Here is a 24,001-nt window from a genome sequence, read left to right on the forward strand (position 1 = left end):
ATAGAAATTTATCAATAAATTTGATTTATTATTGAAATGTATTCAAAACAGATTTAGAAAATGTCTTCCAAATTGAATCTTGACAAATTGGATCTGCAGATCATCCAGGAGATGATGCAGGATGCGGAAATATCCTATGCCGATCTCGGTAAGAAACTGTTTGTTTCGGGCGGCACCATACATGTGCGGATCAAAAAACTCGAAGAACTGCGTATCGTTAAAGGTAAGCGTTTGTCGGTTGATCTCAAATCACTGGGCTATGACGTGATCGCTTTTATCGGTGTGTACCTCGAAAAAAGCTCACTCTACGATTCTGTTGCCAAAGAACTGCAGAAGATCCCGCAGATCGTGCGGCTCAACTATACCACCGGCAACTACAGCATGTTTGCCGAGATCATCTGTAAAGACATTCAGGAACTCCGCTTTGTACTGCACGATGAACTGCAAAAGATCAAGGGCATAGAACGCACCGAAACCTTTATCTCCCTCGAAGAAAGCTTTGTCAGGAACGTAGTGGTGGCCAGGCCGGAATAGTTTTACCCGGGCGCCCCGGTTGCCGTTGTAAATCGTATTTTCATTGCATGCAAAACGATCTTAACCTGGTTCAGGCAGGCGAGGCATGGAAACAGGGCTGGAAAACCATCCTGCTGTTTACCCTGCTGGCAGGCGCCGTTACCGCGCTAACCGTTTTCCTGGTGCCGCAGTATTACCGGGGTAAAATAACCGTGGTGTCTGCCAACCCGGCGCTTGCCGATAAAGGCCGGTTCTTCAACAGCCATATCCAGCATCTCTATTCCTATTTCGGATCGGGCGACGATCTTGACCGCATACAGGGTATCGCCGATATGGATACCAGCTATCAGAAACTGGTGGATGAATTTTCGCTTATCGATTACTACCATACCACAGGAACAACCCGCGGCCTGCAGCGCTCCGCCGCGGTAAAAAAACTGCGCAGGGATATCGGTTTCCTGCGCAACGAACAGGGACAGCTGCAGGTATCGGTTTGGATGAAACAACCGCAGCTGGCGGCCGCCATCGCCAACAGGATGATCGCGATCGCTGAAGAAACAGCCGGCGCCATCTGGCAGGAAAATTACCGCCGCTCCGCCGGCAGCCTGCAGCATACCATCGACGCTATGGAACAGGAATACCGGCATATCAGCGACAGCGCAGCCACCCTGAGCGGCAGCGGCAAAGAACTCGCTGCAAACCGGTTAAGCACGCTGCTCGAACAGATCGGGCAATACCGCAAATCGGCAGGCGAGTTTGCGCTGGCAGAACAGGCCTCTCCCCCGGTGCTGTATGTGCTGGAACCTGCCTCGCCGGCCGCCCGGCCCGGCAAACCCGAGAAACTGCCCCTGGTCACCGCCGCCTGTATCGCAGGGTTTTTATTCAGCGGCGTGGTGGTATTGTTTCGCAGCAGACAACAACAGGTATGATATGAACGGCACAGCACGTACATATACACCTGCATCCATTCTGCCCTTTGCTTTTTTTCTGCTTGTTTCCGTTGCCGCTATCGTATTCCGGCAGTACTGGCTGATTGCGCTGCCTTTTGCCTGGGTGCTCGCCCCGCCGGCATTCGATGGCCTTACCAGGCATGCTTCCGCGCTTTTCTGGTTATTGCTGATGGCAGTACCGCTGTCTTCGGAAATCAGTTTTACGCCTTCGCTGGGTATGGACCTGCCCGATGAACTGCTGCTGATACTGCTTACGGTGCTGGTGCTGGCAAAATGGATACATGAGCCCCGCTGGTTCCCGAAATCCATGGCAAAGCGCCCCCTGATTTTTTTACTGGCGGCGCACCTGGCCTGGGTGCTGGTCACCTGTTTTTACTCCGAAGAACCCTGGTTATCCGTCAAATTCCTGCTGGCCAAAACCTGGTACACCGTACCCTTTGTGCTGCTGCCGCAAAAACTGCTTGCAGACAAACGATCGCTGCGTAAACTGGCCTTATACCTGCTGTTGCCCATGTGTCTGGTGGTGCTGCAGACGATGGTAAGACATGCTGCATACGGGTTTTCGTTCGGGGATATCAAACATATCTTCTTCCCCTTTTTCCGCAACCATGTGAATTATGCCGCCATGCTGGTGTGTTTGCTGGCCCTTGCCTGGTGCACCTGGAAACTGACGCCGGCAAAGAATCCCCGAAGAAAATGGTTACTGTACGGTATGCTGCTCGGGCTGCTGGCCCTGCTGCTGTCCTATTCGCGCGGTGCCTGGCTGGCGCTGGCAATGGGTATGGCCGGCGCCTGGCTGATCAGGAAAAAATGGCTGGGCATAACCATCGCCGCCTGCCTGGCGGTGCTGATCGCAGGTACTTGCTGGCTGGTGCAGGACAAACATTTTATGGCTTTCAGACCCGCACACGACCAGACCGTATTCCATACTGATTTTGCCCAACACCTGTCCGCCACCTGGAAAGGAAAAGATATCTCCAACGCCGAGCGTTTTTACCGCTGGGTGGCGGGGGCAAACATGCTTGCGGAGAAACCGGTAACAGGGTTTGGCCCCAACAGTTTTTACCTGCATTACCGTCCCTATACCGTACACAGTTTTGAGACATGGGTCAGCAATAATCCCGAACATTCAACGGTGCACAATTATTTTCTGCTTACAGCGCTTGAACAGGGATGGCCGGGTCTTTTGTTTTTCGGCGCGCTGTTCATCGGTATGCTGCTGTACACGCAGAAACTGTATCACCGGCTGCCCGACCGGTTCTACAAAACGGTGGCGCTTACCATAGGCGTAATACTGATCATGATCGGTACGATCAACTGTATGAGCGATATGATCGAAACCGACAAGATCGGCAGCCTGTTCTGGCTCTGCCTGGGTATGACTGTATGGCTGGAAGGGAGGTTGCCAATAAAAGATCAAAACTGAAGCAGCATCCGGTTTCTTTCCGTGCTTCAGTTCCTTACATCCAGCGCATCCCTCAGGCCGTTTCCGAGAAGGTTGAAAGCAAGTACCAGCAGCATGATGGCGATGCCCGGCGCCAGCGCAAGAACCGGGTTATGGGTGATGATGAAATTGTAATTCTCCTTGATCATCAGACCCCAGCTCGGCTGCGGCGGTTGTACGCCCACCCCCAGAAAACTCAGTCCCGCTTCTATCACGATGGCCGAGGCAAAATTGCTGGCGGCGATCACCATCACCGGTCCCAGTATATTCGGAAGTATATGCCGGAAAATGATCCGTATATGCGAATAGCCCAGCGCCCTGGTGGCTTCTATGTATTCCAGCTCGCGGATGGCAAGCACCTGCCCGCGTACCAGCCTGGCCACATTCACCCACATCGTCAGACCAACGGCAACAAATACCTGCCAGAAACCTTTTCCCAGCGCCAGCGTGATGGCGAATACCAGCAATAAAGTGGGAATGCTCCAGATCACATTGATCAGCCACATGATCAGGTCGTCTGTCCGGCCTTTGAAATAACCGGCCAGGGCGCCCAGCAAAATGCCGATCGTTAAAGAGATGAGCACCGCGATCAATCCAACGCTCAGGCTTACCCGTACACCGATGATGAGCCGGCTCAGCATATCGCGCCCGAACTTATCCGTACCGAGATAGTAAGTGGTTGCCACCACCGGTGTTTCCGCGGCCGCGCTGCGGGCAATGGTATGGGTTTCGGTAATGCCCTCGTCCACGAATTTCCGGTAAACGATGCTGTCGCCCCTGAGCCGGTACCCTGTAACGGGCAGGTACTGAAAACGTTCGTCTTTCCCGTTTAACAGTCTTTGCAGTAACGACTGGTTCGTTGCCGTTTTCTCGCGTTTGATGCGCAGGAGCGATATACGGAAGCCGGGTTGTTTGCTGCCTATTTCAGGAATCATTCTGTTGGCATTGGGCGAGGGATCGGGGGCGATAAAATAACCCAACCCGGCAAGCAGCAAACTCATGACGATCAGTATCAAGGCAAATACCGAGGTTTTGCTGTGGAAGAGTTTACGCAGTAAGGATCTGTTGTTTGTGCGCGCAGCCATTGTCTTGAAAGGGTTTACCGAGAAGAACCGATTTTTTACCGAAATAAACCAGGTTCGAATAAACGTTGGCAAAAAATTCGTGTCTATACAACCAAACAGCAACCAATATCTGTGTTTTTAACCAAAACGAAATCCATGAAACGCCTTTTTTCCTTTATCATCTCCCTGATTGCACTGCTACCCCTGCTGATCTATGCATGGTGGCCCGAAGAAGAGATCAAATAATCAGTTTACTTTCCTTCCTTTCCATTGGTAAGTGCCGAACTTACCCAGCCATCCGGCAATAACCGTATACAGCATATGAAAAGGCTGCATAACGGGGAACCATACCAGCACTTTTCCCTGTTTGAAAAAACGGGCAACGGGTATCATGAACGACAGTTCGATCAGTGTTTTGGCGATCACCAGCAGCAGCCAGTTGCTGAAACCGTTTCGGGTAAAAGGGGCGGCAATCAGTAATAACACCAGCAGCAGGTTCACCAGGTACACCAGCAGCAATACCCAGAAGATAGACCGGTCGTTGTATTTATCGGCCTTGCTGGCCCAGCGTATGCGCTGGTTGAAAAAGCTGTTCCAGTCGGGCATCGGTGGCGTGGTTACGATGGCTTCCCTGCTGAAGAGATAGCCAAGCCTGCCCGGAAAACGCTGCTGTACCTTATGCATCAGCAGCATGTCATCGCCGCTGGCAATATTGTCTATCCCGCGAAACCCGTTCACCTCCAGAAACGCCGCTTTTTTATACGCAATATTGGCGCCGTTGCACATGGCATGGTAACCCGCACCAACGGCGGCGGCGGTAATGCCCTGCAGACTGATAAAATCCAGCAGCTGGAAACAGGACAGAAAGCTCCCGTTATTGCTGAACATTACCGGCGCTGCAATAAAAACAGGATCGTGGGTCTGGATATACGCATCGATATGACTTATCCAGTTCTTACCGGTCAGGCAGTCGGCATCGGTGGTGATGATCCAGTCGTGACGGCTCTGCCCGATGGCCAGTTCAATTGCTTTTTTCTTGTAGGCGTTGAGTGCGCCGCCTGTCCATATTTCCGCCAGGTTCAGCAGCCGGAGATTGGGATGGATCTGCTGCAGTTCACGTACGATAGATTCGGTATTGTCGGTGGAATGGTCGTTGATCACTACCAGTTCCAGCAGTGTTCCGGGATAATCCTGTCCGAGCACCGACAAAAGACAGTCACGGATATTGGCTTCCTCGTTCCTTGCCGGAATGATCACGGTAAAGGAATGCAGCGGCGGTAGCCCCGCGGCGGGTCTGAACAAAGGCAGCCGCAGGTACCAGTGGCGGTACATCAGTATCAGCAGGCAATAGCCCAGCAGCAGGGCCGCGGTAATGATGATGGCCGTCCAGTACATGTGGCACAAAGAACGTTCATAAAGCCGAAATCCCGGCCCTGCTAAAAAATCCCGCGGTATTCTTGGTCAAATCCCGGAAACACGCTTATTTTGAAAATAGTTGCATAGCTAACTATATGTCAAACAACCAATTTAAACGCGGCGAACTGTACAGTGTCATCAACGGCATGGCGTCTACCGCTGTGGCCAGGAGACTGCAGAAAAATTTTCGCCAGGCCGGACTGGATATCACCATCGAGCAGTGGAGTATTTTATACCATCTGTGGAAAGAGGATTGTCTGAACCAGCAGGAATTGTGCAACCGCACTTTCCGCGATAAGCCAAGCATCACGCGGCTGATAGACAACCTCGAAAAACAGAAACTTGTTAAGCGCATGCCATCCAAAACAGACAGGCGCATCAACCTGGTTTGTCTGACCGATGCCGCCCGCGAACTGCAGCACCAGACCATTGATATCGCCAACGATACCATGAACGAAGCCCTGCAGGGCATAGACAGGGAAGAGATCGAAGTGGTGAAACAGGTATTGCAGCGCGTGTATGATAATTTGACATAGGGGATGACCGGCAGAAAAGGTAAAAACGAAAACGGGAGCAGGATCAGCAGATTGATATCGTACCAATAAAAACCAATCACAAATAAACTTTTTTCCATGGAAACCACAGCACAAGCAACCGGCCTCAAGGGCGGGGAATGGTTGATCAGAGAGAGCAGTTATGCGGATGTTTTTACGCCCGAAGATTTTGACGAGGAGCAGCGGATGGTAATGGATATGTGTACGCAGTTCCTTGAGACGGAAATATTGCCCATTGTAGACCGTATAGACAAACTGGAGCCCGGCCTGATGCCCTCGCTGCTGGTGAAAGCGGGTGAGCAGGGTTTGCTGGCCACTTCCTTTCCCGAGGAATACGGCGGACTGGGAAAAGATTTTGTCACTTCTACCATCGTGAACGAAGGACTGGGCGGCGGGTATTCTTTTTCCGTGGCGATCGCCGCGCATACCGGCATCGGTTCGTTGCCGATCCTGTATTTTGGCACCGATGCGCTCAAGCAGAAATACATTCCCAAACTGGCTTCGGGCGAGTGGAAGGGCGCATACGGTCTTACCGAACCCAACAGCGGCAGCGACGCACTCAGCGCCAAAACAGCGGCTAAACTGAGCGATGACGGCAAACACTATCTTCTCAACGGACAGAAATGCTGGATCACCAACGGTGGTTTTGCAGATGTCTATACCGTATTCGCCAAGATCGACGGCGATAAATTCACCGCCTTCGTGGTGGAAAGGGGTTTTGAAGGGTTTACCCAGGGGCCCGAAGAACATAAGATGGGCATCAAGGGATCTTCTACCGTGCAATTGTATTTTCAGGACTGCAAAGTGCCTGTTGAGAATGTATTGGGCGAGATCGGCAAAGGCCATCTTATCGCTTTCAATATCCTCAATATCGGTCGCCTGAAACTCTGTGCGGCTGCATTGGGCGGCTCAAAAAGATCGACAACGGCAGCGGTGCAGTACGCGGTTACAAGGGAGCAGTTCAAACTGCCCATTGCCAAATTCGGCGCCATCCGTCATAAAATGGCGGAGATGGCCCTGCGTATGTGGGTTTGTGAAAGCGCTTTATACAGAACCGCCAGGTATATTGACCAGAAGGAAGCGGAGCTGGTGGCATCGGGCAAATCGTTTGCCGAATCCCTGCTGGGCGGGGCCGAGGAATTTGCCATTGAATGTTCCATGCTGAAAGTATTCGGCAGCGAAGTGCTGGATTTTGTGGTTGACGAAGGCGTGCAGATACATGGCGGCAACGGCTTCAGCGATGAGTACCCGATTTCGAGAGCCTACCGCGACAGCCGCATCAACCGTATCTATGAAGGCACCAACGAGATCAACCGGTTGCTGACCGTGGATATGGTACTGAAACGGGCCATGAAAGGCAAACTGGACCTGATGGGCCCGGCTATGGCCATACAGAAAGAACTGATGAGCATTCCCGATTTTGGCATGGAAGACGAAGGCGCTTTTGCAAAGGAGCGCAGGTATATCGCCAATTTCAAGAAAGCCATACTGATGGTGGCCGGTGCGGCCGTGCAGAAACTGATGATGCAGCTCGAGAAAGAACAGGAAGTGCTGATGAACATCGCCGATATGGCCATCATGGCATTTCATGCGGAAAGCGCCCTGTTACGGGTAATGAAACTGGCCGCCGCCAGGGGAGAGGATGCCATTGCACTGCAGGCAGATATCATGCGTACCTACCTGTACGATGCCGCCGACGGCATCAACAAAGCGGGCAAGGACGCGCTGAACAGTTTTGCCGAAGGCGATGAACTGCGTATGATGCATATTGGTCTGAAGCGGTTTACAAAGACAGAACCCTTTAATACCAAGGCTGCCCGCCGCCGCATAGCCGACCGGCTGGTGGCCGATAATGGCTATCATTTCTGATAAAAATTGATAAAAAATTATTAACTTTCGCAAAGATTTTTAATATTTGGTTTTTGTTTTACGGTTGCTTGCTAAAACAAAGCCTCATTGCCTTTCCAGGCGGTGAGGTTTTTTTATGTCATTGCCCTGCCGGGTAATTCCTGTGACAGGCAAAGGTTGCCGCCCCGATTTTGGTATTATTTTGGGTACCTTCCATTTTATGAAGTCTGCCATAATTTCCTGCCTGTTGTTCATGGGTATACAGGCCTGCTCGCAAACGGTAACACAGAAATATATTCCGGCACGATCGGTGGGAAAACTGCCCGCCATCTCCTATGGTCTGGGCGATGACCGGCTGGGCGGTGCCAGGATGGGGTATATGGATACAGAACTGCTGTTTCGCGTGATCGATTCCACCGCTGCTTTGTACCATGTGCAGCTCTCCAAATACCATACGGCGTATGTAGACAAAGCCTTTCTCAGGTTCGACAGCCTGCCGCAGGAAAAACCTTTTTACCTGACAGGCTCGATGCTGGCAAAAGGCGATTCTACCACAGACAGCGTATTCATTGCCATGGACGCCAAACTTCCCTATAAGAGTTATATGGAGATCGACCCGGCAAAGATCGTTGTGGAAATATTCGGTGTGCAGAGCAATACAAACTGGATCACGCAGCTGAAGACCCTGAAAGAGGTAAAGAACGTGTATTATAACCAGGTGGAAGACGATGTGCTGCGGGTTACCATTGAACTGCTTCACCGGCAGCATTGGGGATACAGCATCGGTTACAAAGGAAAATCGCTCTGCATCAGGGTTAAACGGCAGCCTGCAAAGCCGGATCTGACAAAACTGAAGATCGGTATCGATGCCGGCCATGGCGGAACCAATACCGGCGCCGATGGCGTGCGTACCGGCGCTTCCGAAAAAACACTTACGCTTCAGTTTGCCAAAGCGCTGGAGAAAGCGCTGAAGAAAAAAGGCGTGAAGCGGATCGTCATGACCCGCACAAACGATACCACCTACGACAACAAAGACCGCATATTGCTGTACCAGCGCGAAGACCCGGATATCGTGATCAGCCTGCACCTCAATTCAAGCGGTAACCCGCAGACAAAAGGCGTAAGCACCTACTACAAACACATCGGCTACCGGCCGCTTACCGCAGCGATACTGAAAAGAATGCTCGAACTAAGGCTGGATGAATTTGGTAATGTAGGCAGTTTTAATTTCATGCTCAACCAGCCCACCGATTTTATCAACAGCCTGGTGGAGATCGCTTTTCTCAGTAATGTACAGGATGAAAAAAAAGTCGTAAGCCCCGCCTTTCAGACCGAAACGGCAAACAAGATCGTGCTGGGCATATCGGACTGGCTGAAAAACCTGAAATAAGGCGTAGTAAGGGATCAAAAAAACTGACATTGATCGTTGCCAATGCAGCGATCAATGTCAGCCTCCAGATTAGTTGGTGTCAGTGTTTGATAAACCTGTCGAAGAACTCCACCGTTCGCAGCATCTGGTCTATCCGCTGGCGGTTGTTACCGCTGCGGGTGAGTTCGTGCGTGCCGCCGGGGTGGCGTACATATTCAACCGTTCTGCCCAATACCTTTAAACTGCGATACAGCATTTCACTTTGGATCACGCCCGTGCGCAGATCGTTCTCGCCATGAAAAATAAGGTAGGGGGTATGGATATGCTGTACATAATTGATCGGTGATTCACGAAGGATATTGGCCCTTGTTGCCGTTTCCCATGGGTACCCGCCAAAATAATTCGGAACCAGCCGCCAGGCATTTCCTTCGCCAAAAAAAGTGCCGAGATCGTACACACCGCGCTGTGAACAGGCGGCTTTGAAACGCTGGTCGTGGCTGATGATCCAGGCAACAAGATAGCCGGCATATGAACCGCCGGTAACAGCCAGGCGCGAAGTATCGATAAATCCTTCCGACACGGCTTTATCGAGTGCGGTAAGCACATCGGATGTTGGTCCCGCGCCCCAGTCGTTCACATTGGCCCGGAGAAATTCAGCGCCGTATCCGCCCGAGCCGCGGGGATTGCTGTACACGATCGTATATCCCTGGGCGCAGTAATACTGAAACTCATGCCACATAGAGGTTTCGCCCGGTCCCCACATAGCCGTAGGCCCTCCGTGGATATTGAGGATGGCCGGGTACTTTTTTCCGGGTTGGTAATTGGCGGGTTTCATCACCCAGTACTCAATCGTAAGTCCTTTTTCGTTCACGAATGTTTTTTTCTCGGGCATACTCAGCGTCTTGTTCTTTACCCAGTCGTAGTTGAAACTGCTGATGCGTTTTGCGTTTTTGCCCTCGGCATCCGATGCATACAGTTCGAAAGGATTGGCCACTTCTGTTTTTACGAATACGAGGCGGTTGCCGCGCAGGTCAAAACTGCTGATGCCCGAATTATTATCGGTAAGCGTTTCCACTTTTTTGGTGGCCATATTCAGCCGGTTAACCGGCACGCCGCCATTGCTTTGCGACGAGAAATACAGGTATTGCTCATCCTCGCTCCAGGTAAAACCGCTTTTGCTGCGATCGAAGGGTATGGAAATAATGTCTTTGGCAGACCCATTGAAAGGCATGATGGCAAGCGTGGGCACATCCACAAAACCGGTTGATCCGTACTGGAACGCGATCCATTTGCCCGAAGGTGATAGCCTGGCGCTGTTATAGGTTTTGCCTTCCTCGCCCAGTATTTTTCTGAGGTTGCCGCCATTGGCATCTGCCACAAACAGCTCACTCTCGAGTGAGCGGTCGGGATGCTGGCCGGGGTCCATATCGCCGCTGACAAGCAGCTGTTTTCCATCGGGCGTAAATTCAACACCCGTAAAACGGTAAAAGCCATGGGTCAGTTCTTTTGGCTGCGCACCTGGCTGTACATCCACCACAAAAAAATGGGTGAAAGAGAGCTCGGCCGAAGTGGTGGCTTCTTCCTGGAAATTGAGTTTATTGAACACTTTCGCTTTGCGGTCGGTAACGTTGTTGTCGAGGTAGGCCCTGATCTCCTCCGTATTGCCGTCGGGATTGGGTTTGGCGCTGCTGCTGCTGAGCTGGCTGTTGTCTGCAAAACCGGGCTTTTCAAAAGGCCATTTGGGAATCTCTTTCCCGGGGTTGAGTACCGAATCTTTCAGCAGTTCTTTCAGCGATATACTTGCCGAAAACAGGATCTGCCGGCCATCGGGACTCCATTTCGGGCTGGCTGCGCCGTACCTGAATTTGGTGAGCTGTACGGGTTCGCCGCCATCGAAGGACAGTAAGAATAGCTGGGACTTGCCGTCTACCGGTCTTGCAAAAGCAAGCTGTCTGCCGTCGGGGCTCCAGGCGGGCTGTGAGGCCGGCTCGCGTGTGAGCTGTCTTGGCGCGGAAGAGCCGTCGGTGGGTACGATATACAACTGGTTCACATATTTGTATTCCCACCTGCTATCTGCCTCGGGTTCGATACTGTTGACCACAAATACGGCTTTACTGCCGTCGGGACTGATGGTTACGCTGTTCAGCTGCCTGATCCTGAGCATATCGGTCACTTTAACCAGCTGCCCGCTGTTCTGAGCCTGCGTAAACAGGGCCGTTCCCAGGAAAAGAAGAAAGAGAATTTTTTTCATACGGTTGGTTTCAACCGGGAAAATAGACCGCAAACGGGAGAATTCAAAGAGAGAGTTGGGTGGTGGGGCTGGCGGGGGTGGGTTGATAGAGCTGGATGGCTGTATGTCGTGAGTCGTCAACTCACGATCACTCAGGTTTGACGCCTATTCGTAGTAAAAAAGTCTACGCCCCCCAATTCATCCCCCGCCGTTGTATTTTTGCCAAAAAACCGATTTGTATGAGCCAGTCAGTACAGGAGTTCAACGATTACCGCGAGAAAATGAACAAAGTCATCCTCAGCAAAGACAACCTGGTGATGAAGCGTTTATGGAACCTCGATACCAATACCTATGAGGACGGGGCGCTCGACAGGAAGATAAAGGAAATGCTGGGGCTGGTGGCGAGTATGGTGCTCCGCTGCGATGACTGCATCAAATACCATCTCGGCAAAAGCCACGAAGAGGGTGTGACCACGGAACAGGTGTACGAAATTTTTGCGGTGGCCAATATTGTTGGCGGCACGATCGTAATACCCCATACCCGCAGGGCGGCGGAATACTGGGAGGAATTGACTGCGAAAGGGTAAGAGCCACCCAAAGAATTAGGCTTTCATTGCCTGATTATGCGTTATTTTAGTGTTGATTTTACCTACGACCGATTATTTGACCGTCAATTCCAGATTACCATGTCAGAAACCGCAACTGCCACACCCGTTCTTACAGCCAAAGATTTTTCAACCGACCAGGAAGTGCGCTGGTGCCCGGGCTGTGGCGATTATTCGATCCTTGCGCAGGTGCAGAAAGTGATGCCCACCATTGGTGTGCCCAAAGAGAATATTGTGATCATCAGCGGTATCGGCTGCAGCAGCCGTTTCCCCTATTATATGAATACCTATGGCATGCACAGCATCCATGGCAGGGCCACCGCCATAGCCAGCGGACTGAAAGCGGCCAGGCCCGAACTCAGTGTCTGGATCGTAACCGGCGACGGGGACGGTCTCAGCATCGGCGGTAACCATACCATGCACCTGCTGCGCAGGAATTTTGATGTGAACGTACTCCTGTTCAACAACCAGATCTATGGTCTGACCAAGGGACAGTATTCGCCCACTTCGGAAGAAAACAAGGTTACCAAGAGCACGCCGTTCGGCAGTATCGATCACCCCTTCAATCCACTGGCCTTGGCGATGGGTGCGGATGCAACTTTTGTGGCGCGCAGTATGGACCGCGATCCCAAACACCTGCAGGCATTGCTGACAAGGGCACATGCGCATAAAGGCGCTTCTTTCCTGGAGATATACCAGAACTGTAACATCTTTAACGATGGCGCTTTCGAGATATTTACCGAAAAAGGCACCAAGGCTGAAGAGACCCTGTTCCTGGAGCAGGGCAAACCCCTGGTCTTTGGCGCCACGCAGAACAAAGGCATCAAACTGGACGGATTCAAACCTGTGATCGTGGAGCTGGGACAGAATGCAGGCGCAGACGATCTCTGGGTACACGATGAACGCGATTATTACAAGGCACAGATGCTGGTGCGCATGTTCGATAACCCCAACAAAGACGGAGGACATTTTCCCCGCCCGTTTGGTGTTTTCTATGAAACGGACCGTCCCTGTTATGAAGATGTGATGTCTATGCAGATACAGGAAACCATTGCCACAAAAGGCAAGGGCGACCTGGATAAATTACTGCGCGGTAGAGAAGTCTGGGAAATCATTTAAGGGTTTCTCCCCTGCGTCAATGCATTTTTTCCGCAAAGATGCGGCGGTAACAAGTTCTGGGGAGTTTTTTATACCCTCACCACGCCATTGCGGATCGCAAAGATCACCAGTCCCACGCGGGAAGCGACTTTCAGTTTTTCGAACAGGATATCGCGGTAGCCATCCACGGTGCGCGGGCTCAGGTTCATAACGGTGGCGATCTCTTTATAGGATTTGTCGGAACACAGCCATTGCAGGAATTCTTTCTCCCTGTCGGTAAGATCGTGCGCTTTCCTGCGCTCGGTGTCCTCGTCCATCTGCGGCTGGCTCATAGACTGAACAATGTTCTGGTAAAGCAGTTCGTTGATGTAAATGCCTTTGCTGATCACTGAATCCAGTGCCATTTTGAGTTCCAGCAGTTCGGTATCCTTCAGCAGGTAGCCTTTTGCGCCGTTGCGCAGCATCTTGATAATGGACCGCTCGTCGTTGAGCATGGTAAGCGCCAGCACTTTTATCTGCGGGTAGTTGTCTTTCAGCCAGGCAGCCGTATCATAGCCATTCATTTCGGGCATGGTAATATCGAGCAGAACGATATCGGGAAGCGATGCGGGGTTCAGCACTTCGGTAAATTGCCGGCCATTGTCTGCTTCGAACAATACCTGGTATTCTGCAAATGAATTGATAACGGAGGCGAGTCCGTTGCGCAACAGCTTGTGGTCATCCACCAATGCAACGTTTATCATGTGGCAGGTTTGTGTGAATGCGAAAATTCAAATTTTACCGATACCCAAATAGCGTGTTTTTAACCGAAATGAATACCGTTTAAAAACCCTGAAAACTGCGTAGTTGCCGCATTTGCCGGGATGGGCGAAAGAGTAGTTTTAGGGCCGGAAGGTTAAGGTAAAGCCTTCCTGATTCAGTTTCACAAGGGGTTGCAAACAAAGGAAGGCGGCTATCCAGCCGCCTTTGTTATGATCTGAGAAATCCGTTCTATGCTTTTTGTAATTCCCTCTCTGCCCGTTCAAAGATTTTCTTTTTCTTCCAGTCATACCAGGGATGCGGCAGGGTTTTCTTCATTACGGTATCGATACTGCGCATACCGAACAGGTTCCATACACCGTTGAGCTTACCGCCGATGGTAGATTGCATGGCGCGCAGACTCATGGCAAAACCGCTGTCGAGGTATTCCATATGATGCCAGTAACCCGCGGGCATAAACAGGGTGTCGCCATGGTGCAGGGTGAGGTCGTAACCGGTGGCCCTTTCCAGCGCGGGAAACTGGCGGTAATCCACCTTGCTTCTGGTGGGGTCGTAATAGTTGCTGAAATCCGCAAGACTCAGCACTTCAAAAGGTTTGCGGTACAGTTTTGCCTGTTCTTCGAGCGGGAACAGCAAAATCCTTTTCCTGCCCACGAATTGCGTATGCAGGATATGGCTTACGTCGATGTCAAAATGCATATGGGTGATGGAGGTCTGTCCGCCGGTAAACAGCATCGGGTATTTTTTGACAAACCCTTTCATCAGGTGCTCGGGCCAGGTAAAGTCGTTGATCAGCTCGGGTGTGTGGTCAAAAATATTGAACAGGAAAATACGCCATCCCGCCGGTCCCTGGCTGATCATATCGATGTATTCGCCAAAGGTTTTGTAATCGTCGGCTGTATTGATGGGGGTATAGGCGTCGCTCTTGGTGTTGTTGTATAAGGCCACCTGCTGGTTACCCACCAGCTGTTTGAAATAATCCCAGTTCCATTTTGTATAAGCAGGCCAGTTTTTGGCAAGATCGCGGATCACCAGCGGTTTTTTGAGGTCGTAGTAGTTGTTCCTGAAATCTTCGGCACTGATCGAATCCACGGTGTCTACGGGTCTTAATTGCATAGGCAGAAGGTTTTCGCAAATGTAAACAAACCCCGGCTTTTGGTGAATGGGTTTGGTTTCCGGGAAACGGATTTTAACATATACAGCGGCATGTTTTGTATACTTTTTGCCTGTTGTAACCCACCTGCGCGCAAAAACTTACCTTTCTGTCATGTTATTGCATATTCATCCCGATAATCCCAATCCGCGCCATATCAAAACCGTTACGGAATGTCTGGCCGACGGTGGCGTTATTATCTATCCCACAGATACGATCTACGGACTGGGTTGCGATATCTTTCAGCCTAAGGCAATCGAGCGCATTGCCCGTATCAAACACATCGATCCGTCCAAAGCACAGCTGAGTTTTGTGTGTTACGACCTTAGCGATCTCAGCAAATACACCAAAAGCATTTCCACCCCGCTGTACCGCACACTGAAGAACCACCTGCCGGGTCCGTATACCTTTATCCTGCCTGCCAGCAAGGAGGTACCCAAAATACTCCACAGCAAAAAAAGCACGATCGGTTTGCGTGTGCCGGATAACAATATTGCCAGAACGATCGTAAAAGAACTTGCGCACCCGCTTCTCTCTGCTTCGCTGCCGGGCGATATGGTGGAGGAATATACCGACCCTGAACTCATGTACGAAAATTTCCACAAGCTCGTGGACATTGTTATCGACGGTGGCCCCGGCGGTATGATCCCCTCCACCGTGATCGACTGCACACAGGAGGAATACGAAGTACTCAGGGAAGGCGCGGGAGAATGGGAGAGCGGAGGGTAGGTGGTTAGGTAGGTGATGGCTAAATTGTTGAATGGTTACATTGTTAAATGGTTAAATGGCTTTGGGTGCGCGGATCACACCAGATGTGCTGGCGCGACTTCAACCATTTAACAATGTAACAATGTAACCATGCAGCCATCCCAACTATCCCCCCTCTTCCTCCACATCCTCACTATCCGGAATGCCATCAAATAACGTAACCGCCCTGGGGTCGATCTGGTAACTTTTGCGGTGGTACCTGCATAAACCGAATTGCTCTATGGCAAGCCGGTGTTCGGCCGTGCCGTAGCCTTTGTTCCTTTCCCAGCCATAGTGAGGGAACTCCTTATGCAGTTGCCGCATATAGGCATCGCGGTGGGTTTTGGCGAGGATGCTTGCCGCAGCGATAGAGGCATATATGCCATCGCCTTTTACCACGCAATGATGGCGGATACCGGGATACGGCGTAAACCGGTTGCCATCGATCAGCAGTAGCCCGGGTTTGGTCTGTAACTGTGCAATGGCGATATGCATGGCCCTGAAAGAGGCTTTCAGTATATTAAGCTGGTCGATGGCTTCGTTGTCTACGCAGGCCACCGCCCAGGCGATAGCAGACTCTTCGATGATCTCGCGCAGTATTTCGCGGTGTTCCTCGATCACCTGTTTGCTGTCGTTGAGCAGGGGATGGTAAAAATCTGCCGGCAGTGCAACCGCTGCGGCAAACACAGGCCCCGCGTAACAACCCCTGCCGGCTTCGTCAGCGCCGGCCTCCAGCAATTCGGTCTGTAAGTAGGATCTCAGCACAACGCAAAATTCAGGATTGTGGCAGAGTTTCCAAATATCATTATCAACAGCAGCGTACCTTTGCGCCGGATATAAAAAATTGCTTATGTATGCAGCTGAACGTTCCCGCAGGCTTGTTGCCGCCTGGTTATTGATCGGTGTTGGAATGACGGTGATACAGATAGCGCTGGGCGGCATTACCCGTCTTACCGGCAGCGGTCTCTCCATCACCGAATGGAACGTGGTTACCGGTGCGCTGCCACCCCTGAACGAACAGCAGTGGATGCTGGAATTCAACAAGTACCGGCAAACCCCGCAGTACCAGCTGCTCAATTTCGATTTCACACTCTCCGATTTCAAATTCATTTTTTTCTGGGAATGGTTTCACCGTTTATGGGCCAGGCTGATCGGTGTTGTGTTTGCGGCCGGTTTTGTCTGGTTCCTGGTAAAAAAACATTTCCGTAAAGAGATGATCAATCCCCTGCTGATCCTGTTCCTGCTGGGCGCCCTACAGGGTGCCGTAGGCTGGATCATGGTGGCAAGCGGGTTAACCGGTGATGCGGTATACGTAAAACCCACGCGACTGGCGCTGCATTTTATTTTTGCGTTGGGCTTGCTGTGTTATACATTTTGGTTTGCCCTGCAGCTGCTGGTTAACAAAGCCCAGACGGTTAACAGCACCCCGCTGCGCAAATGGAACGGCTGGATACTGGCGGCACTGGTGCTGCAACTGCTGTACGGCGCGCTGATGGCCGGTCACAAAGCCGCAACAGCGGCGCCAAGCTGGCCTACCATCAATGGCAGGTGGATACCCGAAAATATGTTTGCCGAACAGCCCCTGTTGCTGAATTTTATCGATAACAAGGGACTGATCCATTTTATACACCGCGGACTGGCCTACCTGCTGCTGGTGTTGATTGCCCTATGGACTGCCAGGATGTACAAAGAACCCGGCACCGCTCTTTTCCGCAAAACCAGGTGGATGCCGGTTGTCATCGTACTGCTGCAGGCCGTGCTGGGCATTGTAACCGTGTTAAGCAGCACGGGAATCGTTCCCGGAAGATGGGGCCTGTTCGAATGGATGGCGCAGCTGCACCAGCTGGCGGGTATGCTGTTGTTGTTGTCGCTTGTATGGATGTTGTATATTGTAAGGAGGAATTTGAAAATTTGAGAATGAGGTAATTTGAAAATGGAGTTTACTTGCTGAATGGCTACATGGTTGCATTGTCGAACCAACAATTTAACCATGCAGCCATATAGCCATTTCTCCCATTGTCAAATTTTCAAATCACCTAATTTTCAAATTATCCCCCTACTTTCGTTTATCCGCTGTTCATATGAAAAAGTACCTGGTAGGTTTCTGGCATTCTTTACCGGTGCAGCTGTTTTTGCTGCATTTCAGGCGGTACCAGGTATTGCTGCTTTTCTGGTACATACTTGCTTCTACCGTTGCGGGTGATTTTATGTTCACTTTTGGCGCCAACTCCCTGTTTCTGGCACCCGAATATTTTGGGGAAGTAACCGCACTCAGCACCTCGATCGTGGGATTTTCCATCGGTATTTTTATCATGAGCTGGAACATCACCACGTTCATACTGAATGGCCGCAGCGTACTGTTCCTGGCCACCACGGCGCAGCCATTCCTGAAATATTGCATCAACAACGCCGTGTTGCCATTGCTGTTCCTTTTCTTTTACCTGTACAAAGCGATTGACTACACGCTTCACCAGCAGTTGCTGCATGGCCTGGAGATCGCATTGCTGGCTGGCGGGTTCGTGATGGGATGTATGCTGTCGATCGCCATTTCGTTTATTTATTTTTTTGGGGCCGACAGAACCATTTACCGGAGCATCGGCAATGTGATCAAAACAGAGAACACCCGTTACAATGAAATGATCGCAAAAGCCGTGTTGCCCAAACAGAAAGCGGATATGAACGTGGAATGGTTTTTCAGCGCGCAGTTCAGGCTGCGTAAGCCACGCGATATACGACACTATACCCAGGGTTTTCTGGATTCGGTTTTTAAACGGCACCATTTTGCCGCCGTGATCGCCATCCTGCTGGCCTTTGTTTTCCTGGTGTTGATGGGATATATTTCCGACAGCAATCTTTTCCAGATACCTGCCGCAGCAAGTATCACCGTTTTTTTTGCGATACTGATCGCCGTTTCGGGCGCCATCGTTATGTTTCTCGGCAGCTGGAGCCTGCCGGTGCTGGTAACCGTTTATTTCGTCATCAATTTCTTTTACCAGAAAGAATGGATCGATCCGCGTAACAAAGCATACGGACTCAATTACCTGAATATTACCGAACGCCCCGTTTACAACCGCGATAATATCTGGCGGCTGGCCGGCGATTCCGCCATGGCGGCAGACAAACAACATTATTTGGGTGTACTGAACAGGTGGAAGGCAAGACAGACCTCTGAAAAACCCATCCTGTTCATCATCAATACCAGCGGCGGCGGAGCCAGGAGCGCGGCTTTTACCATGAACGCCCTGCAGCGGCTCGACAGTATCTTTCATGGTGAACTGATGCAGCGTACCGTGCTGATCAACGGCGCGTCGGGCGGTATGCTGGGGGCTGCTTATTTCAGGCAATTGTATTACAGCAAACTGAAGGGCGCTACCATAAACCTGCGCGACCCGCAATATGTGGATGATATTTCGCGCGACCTGCTCAGTCCTTTGTTCTCTTCTTTTGTTACGCGCGATATCATTGGCCCGGTACAGAAATTCGAAGTGAACGGATACAAATATGCCAAAGACCGGGGCTATGCATTTGAACAGAAACTGAATGAGAATACACACGGCGCACTTTCCAGGCCGCTGCGGTACTATACCGAACCGGAGGCGCAGGCATTGCTGCCCACCATGCTGTTTAATTCGGTGATCAACCAGGATGGCCGTAAGATGATCATCAGCACACATCCTGTCCGTTTCCTGATGCGCCCGCAGAAAGATACGGGCAATATCACGCCGTTCGATCCGGATGCCGTTGACTTCCATTCCTTTTTCCAGAAACAGGATCCGATGAGCCTGAACCTGCTTTCGGCGCTGCGGATGAATGCAACCTTTCCTTATGTATTGCCGAATGTCTGGCTGCCCACCTATCCTGTGATCGATGTGATGGATGCCGGTCTGCGCGATAATTTCGGACAGGAAGCCTCGCTGCGGTTCATCACCGTGTTCAAGGAATGGCTGCAGCAGCATACCAGCAAGGTGGTGTTGCTGCAGATACGCGACCGCAGTTTGGGCGACTGGGACAGTCCCTTCGAAAACAACAGCCTGCTCAGCACGCTTACCAAGCCCTTCCTGATTCTGCAGAAAAACTGGTACAAACTGCAGGATTATTACCAGCACGACGAACTGGAATATATGTCTGAGGCATACGGACCGGCTTTTTACCGTATCAGCTTCCAATACCTGCCGGTACGCAGCGGGGAGCCGGCCAGCCTGAGCTTTCACCTCACGGCCGCAGAAAAAAGGGATATCGCCCTTTCGCTCGACAACGCCGCCAATACCGAGCAATTTGAAAAACTGCGGCGTATCTTACAGCATCCATAAACAAACACCGGTCTGCCTATGTATACCACCATTATACGGCGCAGCGCGTACTGCCTTGTCTGCCTACTGTTCCTGTATGCGGGCGTATTGCATGCACAGGGCTTTCTCAGAACAAAAGACAGGCAGATCGTTAACGGGAAAGGAAAAGAAATCATCCTGCGCGGAATGGGTCTGGGCGGATGGATGCTGCAGGAGGGTTATATGTTCCGCCTGGGTGCGATCGGCAGGCAATACCTTATTAAAGAAAAGATAGGGGAACTGGTGGGAGCAGAAAAAACAAAACAGTTTTACGATGCCTGGCTGCTGAATCATACCACCAAAGCCGATATTGATTCGATGGCAGCCTGGGGTTTCAATTCGATCCGGCTGCCCATGCATTACGCGCTTTTTACGCTTCCTGTTGATGAGGAACCGGTGGCGGGTAAAAACACCTGGCTGGAGAAAGGGTTTGAGATGACGGATAAACTATTGCAATGGTGCCGGCAGCATAAAATATACCTGATACTGGATTTGCATGCGGCGCCGGGCGGACAGGGGAACGATCTGCCTATTTCGGACCGAGATCCCGCCAAACCATCGCTGTGGGAAAGCGAGGCCAACCGGCAGAAGACGATCGAGCTGTGGAGAAAACTGGCAGCGCGTTATGCAAAAGAAGAATGGATCGGCGGATATGATATCCTCAACGAACCCAACTGGGGTTTTGATGATCCGAAAGATTTTCGGGGCACGAACGAAAAGAACAATATACCGTTGCAGAAACTGATGAAGGATATCACGGCTGCCATACGCACGGCAGATAAGCATCATATCATCATTATCGAGGGCAACGGATTCGGGAATAACTACAACGGCATCACACCGGTATGGGATGATAACCTCGTTATGAGTTTTCACAAATACGGCAACTTCAATACAACCGGTTCTATCCGGCATTTCCTTGACCTGCGCGAGAAGTTCAATATTCCCTTATGGCTGGGAGAATCGGGCGAGAATGCCAACACCTGGTTTACCGAGGCAATCGGTCTGGCAGAAAGAAACGATATCGGCTGGGCCTGGTGGCAGGAAAAGAAAATGGGACTGAATAACCCGCTTGAGATCAGGCAGCCCGAGGGTTACGTGCAACTGGTGGATTATATGACGGGCAAAACAAAGGAAAAACCCTCCGAAGCAGCGGCCTGGAGCGTATTGCAGCAACTGCTCGAAAACCTGAAAATAAAAAACAATATTTTTCATCCCGATGTGGTAGATGCCATGTTCCGCCAGGTAAGTAAAACCGGCACCAAACCGTTCAGACAGCTGGTGATTGGCAGTGGATCATCGGAGATCCGGGCGGTGGATTTTGATATGGGCAGCCAGCGCGTGGCTTATTACGATACAGATACGGCAAGATACCAGTACACACCCGGTGTAAATACGGTAGGCAACCGCGGTGGTGCCTACCGCAACGATGGGGTGGATATTGCGAAGGACGCCAACGGGTATTATGTATTCAGCACGGAAGAAGGCGAATGGCTGCAATACACGGTAACGGTAAAAGAAGCGGGGAACTATGCCCTGTCATACTCGGTGGCCGCGGAAAAAGAAGGGAGCAGGATTTCTTTGCTGAAAGAAGGGATTGCGCTTGCGGGAGAAACTGCCGTACCCGCCACCGGCGGTTTTCAGAACTGGCAGCAGACCGGCCACCGGCAGGTATTTCTCGCCAAAGGAACTTATCCGCTGCGGATACGGTTTGACACGGGAGGCTGTAACCTGAAAGCCATCACTTTCACCCGGATGCACTGAAACGCCGGTTACCTCTGTACGCCCCACCGGATCAGGGTTGTATCAGATCAAAGCAGTCCTTTTCGATCTCTATCCTGAATTCGTCTGCCGTATCGCGCGGTTCTCCGTCTATATGCAGCGGTGCATGTTTCAGGTTGCGGATGGTAATGGAAGGTGTCTGGAAATAGAGTATGTTTTTCCTGCTCATATCTTCAACCAGTTGCTGCAGCCTGTTGTTTCCTCTCATCTGCTGTAAAATGGCAAAAGGCAGTTTGGCTTTGTTCATTTTTTGCACGATCACAATATCAAGCAGCCCGTCCTGCAGACTTGCCTGTGGCGCAATTGTGAAATTGTTGCCAAACTGGTTACTGTTGGCGATGCTGATAAAAAAAGCATCGGTAAAAAAAGAAAAATTATCCAGCACGATCTCGAACTGGTAAGGATGCGCTTTAAAATAATTGAGGATGCTTTGCTGCGTGTACATCACCAGTCCCCGCGTGGATTTATTGGCAAAATCATGCGCCACCTGCGCATCGAAGCCGATGCCGCTGAGCATGCAGGAATAATGCCCGTTAACGCGGAACGCATCTATCTTCTGCGATTTACCTGCAAAGATCAGTGCAAGCGCCTGCTGCGGTTTGGTGGGTATACCCGCAGCGCGTGCCAGCCCGTTGCCCGAACCAACCGGAATGATGCCAAACCGCAATGGCAAATGACAGAGTGCACCGGTTACCTGGTTAATGGTGCCATCGCCGCCGATCATCACCACATCGGTGATGTTTTCGTGGACGACCTTGTCGCGAAGCAATTCATAATCGCCGGCCGCATTCGTGGTGACAAATTCAAAATGAATCTCCTGGGCAGCAGTCTCCCTTTCGATCAGTTTACGCAGACCATCTTTTTTGGAAGTGCCGGATATGGGGTTGAGTAAGTAGACTATTTTTCGTTCATGCATCCCGTTGTGGTTATCGGGGAGACCGGTGATAAGTGGGAAATCGTGAGCGGATACCATCGTTTCCCACTCGCCGCCTGCCACGCGCACCCGCTCCTACCATTTCAATAATGCGCTGCCCCAGGTAAAACCGCTGCCGAATGCGGCAAGGCATACCAGGTCGCCTTTTTGTATCCTGCCCTGTTCCCAGGCTTCGCACAAAGCTATGGGAACGGATGCAGCCGTAGTGTTACCGTAATGTTGAATATTGTTAAAAACCTGGTCGTCTCGCAACTGCAGCTTCTGTTGCACAAACTGGCTGATGCGGAGATTTGCCTGGTGAGGTATGAGTAATTTGAGATCTGCCGGTGCAAGCCCGTTGGCGTTTAATGCTTCCTTGATCACTTCGGGAAACTTAACAACTGCTTTCTTGAACACAGACTGCCCGTCCATAAAGGGAAAATTCTGCGCGTTGTCGATCATCGCGTGGCTCATAAACATATCGCCTATCTCTGATTCATTGAAGGCTGCATAATTCCTGGCCGCCCAGTGGTTGGCATGCGTGCCGGGATTGTACATGGCCAGTAATTCTGCCGATTCCCCGTCGCTGTGCAGGTGTGTGCTCAATATACCCTGTTCCTGCTCTTCCGTGGGCTGTAATACAACGGCGCCGGCGCCATCGCCAAAGATCACCGAGATATTGCGGCCCCTCGTGGAAAAGTCCAGTCCGAAGGAATGTTTCTCGCTTCCCACCACCAGTATGTTCTTATACGTACCTGTTTTGATGAACTGGTCGGCAACACTGAGCGCATACAGAAAACCGCTGCACTGGTTGCGGATATCGAGTGCGCCGATCTCCTTCATCTGCATAGCGCGCTGCAGCAGTACACCGCACCCGGGAAAATAATAATCCGGCGATAAGGTGGCGAACACAATAAAATCGATATCCTGTGCCCTGGTGCCGGCCCGTTCCATCGCTATCCTTGCGGCTTCCACGGACATGGTAGTGGTGGTTTCTTCGGTGCGGTGGGCATAATGTCTTTCCCTGATACCTGTGCGTTCCTGTATCCATTCATCACTGGTATCCATGTATTGTATCAGGTCATGGTTGGTTACCGTATGCGGGGGTATGTATTTGCCGATGCCGGCAATTCTGCTGCGAACCATGGCAATCAGTTGTTCGGGGCGAAGGTATAAAAGTTTATACTACCTGTGCCGGCCATAACCTTGCTGTATCGTATGTGGCAGG

General features: G+C 51.2%; 20 protein-coding genes. 12 read left to right on the plus strand and 8 right to left on the minus strand.

Annotation, left to right across the window (positions count from 1 at the left end; all coding sequences use genetic code 11):
* The first annotated feature begins 60 nt into the window (after nt 1–60).
* From GWC94_RS01455 to GWC94_RS01465, 3 genes are read left to right on the plus strand one after another with little or no spacing between them, the layout of a single operon-like run.
* Nucleotides 61–534, plus strand: coding sequence for an Lrp/AsnC ligand binding domain-containing protein (locus GWC94_RS01455; protein WP_161833223.1), 474 nt, complete (start codon nt 61–63; stop codon nt 532–534).
* A 47-nt stretch (nt 535–581) separates the two neighbouring features.
* Complete coding sequence (locus tag GWC94_RS01460) at nt 582–1,442, plus strand: GumC domain-containing protein (RefSeq protein WP_161833224.1); 861 nt, start codon at nt 582–584, stop codon at nt 1,440–1,442.
* A 1-nt stretch (nt 1,443) separates the two neighbouring features.
* Nucleotides 1,444–2,889: an O-antigen ligase family protein gene (locus GWC94_RS01465; RefSeq protein ID WP_161833225.1), complete on the plus strand. Its 1,446-nt coding sequence runs from the start codon at nt 1,444–1,446 to the stop codon at nt 2,887–2,889.
* A 26-nt stretch (nt 2,890–2,915) separates the two neighbouring features.
* Here the strand turns inward: GWC94_RS01465 and GWC94_RS01470 are convergent, their stop codons facing one another.
* Nucleotides 2,916–3,992: an ABC transporter permease gene (locus GWC94_RS01470; protein WP_161833226.1), complete on the minus strand. Its 1,077-nt coding sequence runs from the start codon at nt 3,990–3,992 to the stop codon at nt 2,916–2,918.
* 225 nt (nt 3,993–4,217) lie between these two features.
* On the minus strand, nt 4,218–5,366 hold the full coding sequence (locus tag GWC94_RS01475; protein WP_161833227.1) for a glycosyltransferase: 1,149 nt from the start codon (nt 5,364–5,366) through the stop codon (nt 4,218–4,220).
* Nucleotides 5,367–5,482: 116 nt separating this feature from the next.
* Between GWC94_RS01475 and GWC94_RS01480 the strand changes: the two genes are divergently transcribed.
* From GWC94_RS01480 to GWC94_RS01490, 3 genes are all read left to right on the plus strand, one after another.
* On the plus strand, nt 5,483–5,923 hold the full coding sequence (locus GWC94_RS01480; RefSeq protein ID WP_161833228.1) for a MarR family winged helix-turn-helix transcriptional regulator: 441 nt from the start codon (nt 5,483–5,485) through the stop codon (nt 5,921–5,923).
* A 96-nt stretch (nt 5,924–6,019) separates the two neighbouring features.
* On the plus strand, nt 6,020–7,810 hold the full coding sequence (locus GWC94_RS01485) for an acyl-CoA dehydrogenase family protein (protein WP_161833229.1): 1,791 nt from the start codon (nt 6,020–6,022) through the stop codon (nt 7,808–7,810).
* A 199-nt stretch (nt 7,811–8,009) separates the two neighbouring features.
* Nucleotides 8,010–9,179 carry an N-acetylmuramoyl-L-alanine amidase gene (locus GWC94_RS01490; RefSeq protein WP_161833230.1) on the plus strand — a complete coding sequence of 390 codons (1,170 nt, stop codon included), beginning with the start codon at nt 8,010–8,012 and terminating at the stop codon, nt 9,177–9,179.
* Between the two features lie 79 nt (nt 9,180–9,258).
* On the opposite strand, the gene GWC94_RS01495 is transcribed toward GWC94_RS01490, so the two are convergent.
* Nucleotides 9,259–11,409 carry a S9 family peptidase gene (locus GWC94_RS01495; RefSeq protein ID WP_161833231.1) on the minus strand — a complete coding sequence of 717 codons (2,151 nt, stop codon included), beginning with the start codon at nt 11,407–11,409 and terminating at the stop codon, nt 9,259–9,261.
* A 218-nt stretch (nt 11,410–11,627) separates the two neighbouring features.
* Between GWC94_RS01495 and GWC94_RS01500 the strand changes: the two genes are divergently transcribed.
* Both GWC94_RS01500 and GWC94_RS01505 read left to right on the plus strand, forming a co-directional pair.
* Nucleotides 11,628–11,975 (plus strand): carboxymuconolactone decarboxylase family protein, encoded by a 348-nt coding sequence (locus GWC94_RS01500; RefSeq protein ID WP_161833232.1) that lies wholly within the window; start codon nt 11,628–11,630, stop codon nt 11,973–11,975.
* A gap of 99 nt (nt 11,976–12,074) precedes the next feature.
* A complete protein-coding gene (locus GWC94_RS01505) occupies nt 12,075–13,112 on the plus strand; it encodes a 2-oxoacid:ferredoxin oxidoreductase subunit beta (protein ID WP_161833233.1) in 1,038 nt (345 codons plus the stop codon).
* Between the two features lie 68 nt (nt 13,113–13,180).
* On the opposite strand, the gene GWC94_RS01510 is transcribed toward GWC94_RS01505, so the two are convergent.
* Nucleotides 13,181–13,834: a response regulator transcription factor gene (locus tag GWC94_RS01510; protein ID WP_161833234.1), complete on the minus strand. Its 654-nt coding sequence runs from the start codon at nt 13,832–13,834 to the stop codon at nt 13,181–13,183.
* Nucleotides 13,835–14,081: 247 nt separating this feature from the next.
* The gene (locus GWC94_RS01515) at nt 14,082–14,966 is read right to left on the minus strand and encodes a cupin-like domain-containing protein (RefSeq protein WP_161833235.1); all 885 of its coding nucleotides are present in this window, start codon (nt 14,964–14,966) and stop codon (nt 14,082–14,084) included.
* 151 nt (nt 14,967–15,117) lie between these two features.
* Between GWC94_RS01515 and GWC94_RS01520 the strand changes: the two genes are divergently transcribed.
* On the plus strand, nt 15,118–15,732 hold the full coding sequence (locus GWC94_RS01520; protein ID WP_161833236.1) for an L-threonylcarbamoyladenylate synthase: 615 nt from the start codon (nt 15,118–15,120) through the stop codon (nt 15,730–15,732).
* Between the two features lie 144 nt (nt 15,733–15,876).
* On the opposite strand, the gene GWC94_RS01525 is transcribed toward GWC94_RS01520, so the two are convergent.
* A complete protein-coding gene (locus tag GWC94_RS01525; RefSeq protein ID WP_317163409.1) occupies nt 15,877–16,515 on the minus strand; it encodes a ribonuclease HII in 639 nt (212 codons plus the stop codon).
* An 85-nt stretch (nt 16,516–16,600) separates the two neighbouring features.
* On the opposite strand from GWC94_RS01525, the gene GWC94_RS01530 reads away from it, so the two are divergent.
* From GWC94_RS01530 to GWC94_RS01540, 3 genes are all read left to right on the plus strand, one after another.
* A complete protein-coding gene (locus GWC94_RS01530; protein WP_161833238.1) occupies nt 16,601–17,665 on the plus strand; it encodes a COX15/CtaA family protein in 1,065 nt (354 codons plus the stop codon).
* A 166-nt stretch (nt 17,666–17,831) separates the two neighbouring features.
* Complete coding sequence (locus GWC94_RS01535) at nt 17,832–20,060, plus strand: patatin-like phospholipase family protein (protein WP_161833239.1); 2,229 nt, start codon at nt 17,832–17,834, stop codon at nt 20,058–20,060.
* An 18-nt stretch (nt 20,061–20,078) separates the two neighbouring features.
* The gene (locus tag GWC94_RS01540; protein ID WP_161833240.1) at nt 20,079–21,842 is read left to right on the plus strand and encodes a cellulase family glycosylhydrolase; all 1,764 of its coding nucleotides are present in this window, start codon (nt 20,079–20,081) and stop codon (nt 21,840–21,842) included.
* Between the two features lie 31 nt (nt 21,843–21,873).
* On the opposite strand, the gene GWC94_RS01545 is transcribed toward GWC94_RS01540, so the two are convergent.
* Complete coding sequence (locus tag GWC94_RS01545) at nt 21,874–22,776, minus strand: diacylglycerol/lipid kinase family protein (protein WP_161833241.1); 903 nt, start codon at nt 22,774–22,776, stop codon at nt 21,874–21,876.
* A gap of 93 nt (nt 22,777–22,869) precedes the next feature.
* Nucleotides 22,870–23,919 carry a 3-oxoacyl-ACP synthase III family protein gene (locus tag GWC94_RS01550; protein ID WP_202628598.1) on the minus strand — a complete coding sequence of 350 codons (1,050 nt, stop codon included), beginning with the start codon at nt 23,917–23,919 and terminating at the stop codon, nt 22,870–22,872.
* Between the last annotated feature and the right edge of the window lie 82 nt (nt 23,920–24,001).

It is taken from the genome of Sediminibacterium soli (genome assembly GCF_009939225.1).
GTDB lineage: Bacteria > Bacteroidota > Bacteroidia > Chitinophagales > Chitinophagaceae > Sediminibacterium > Sediminibacterium soli.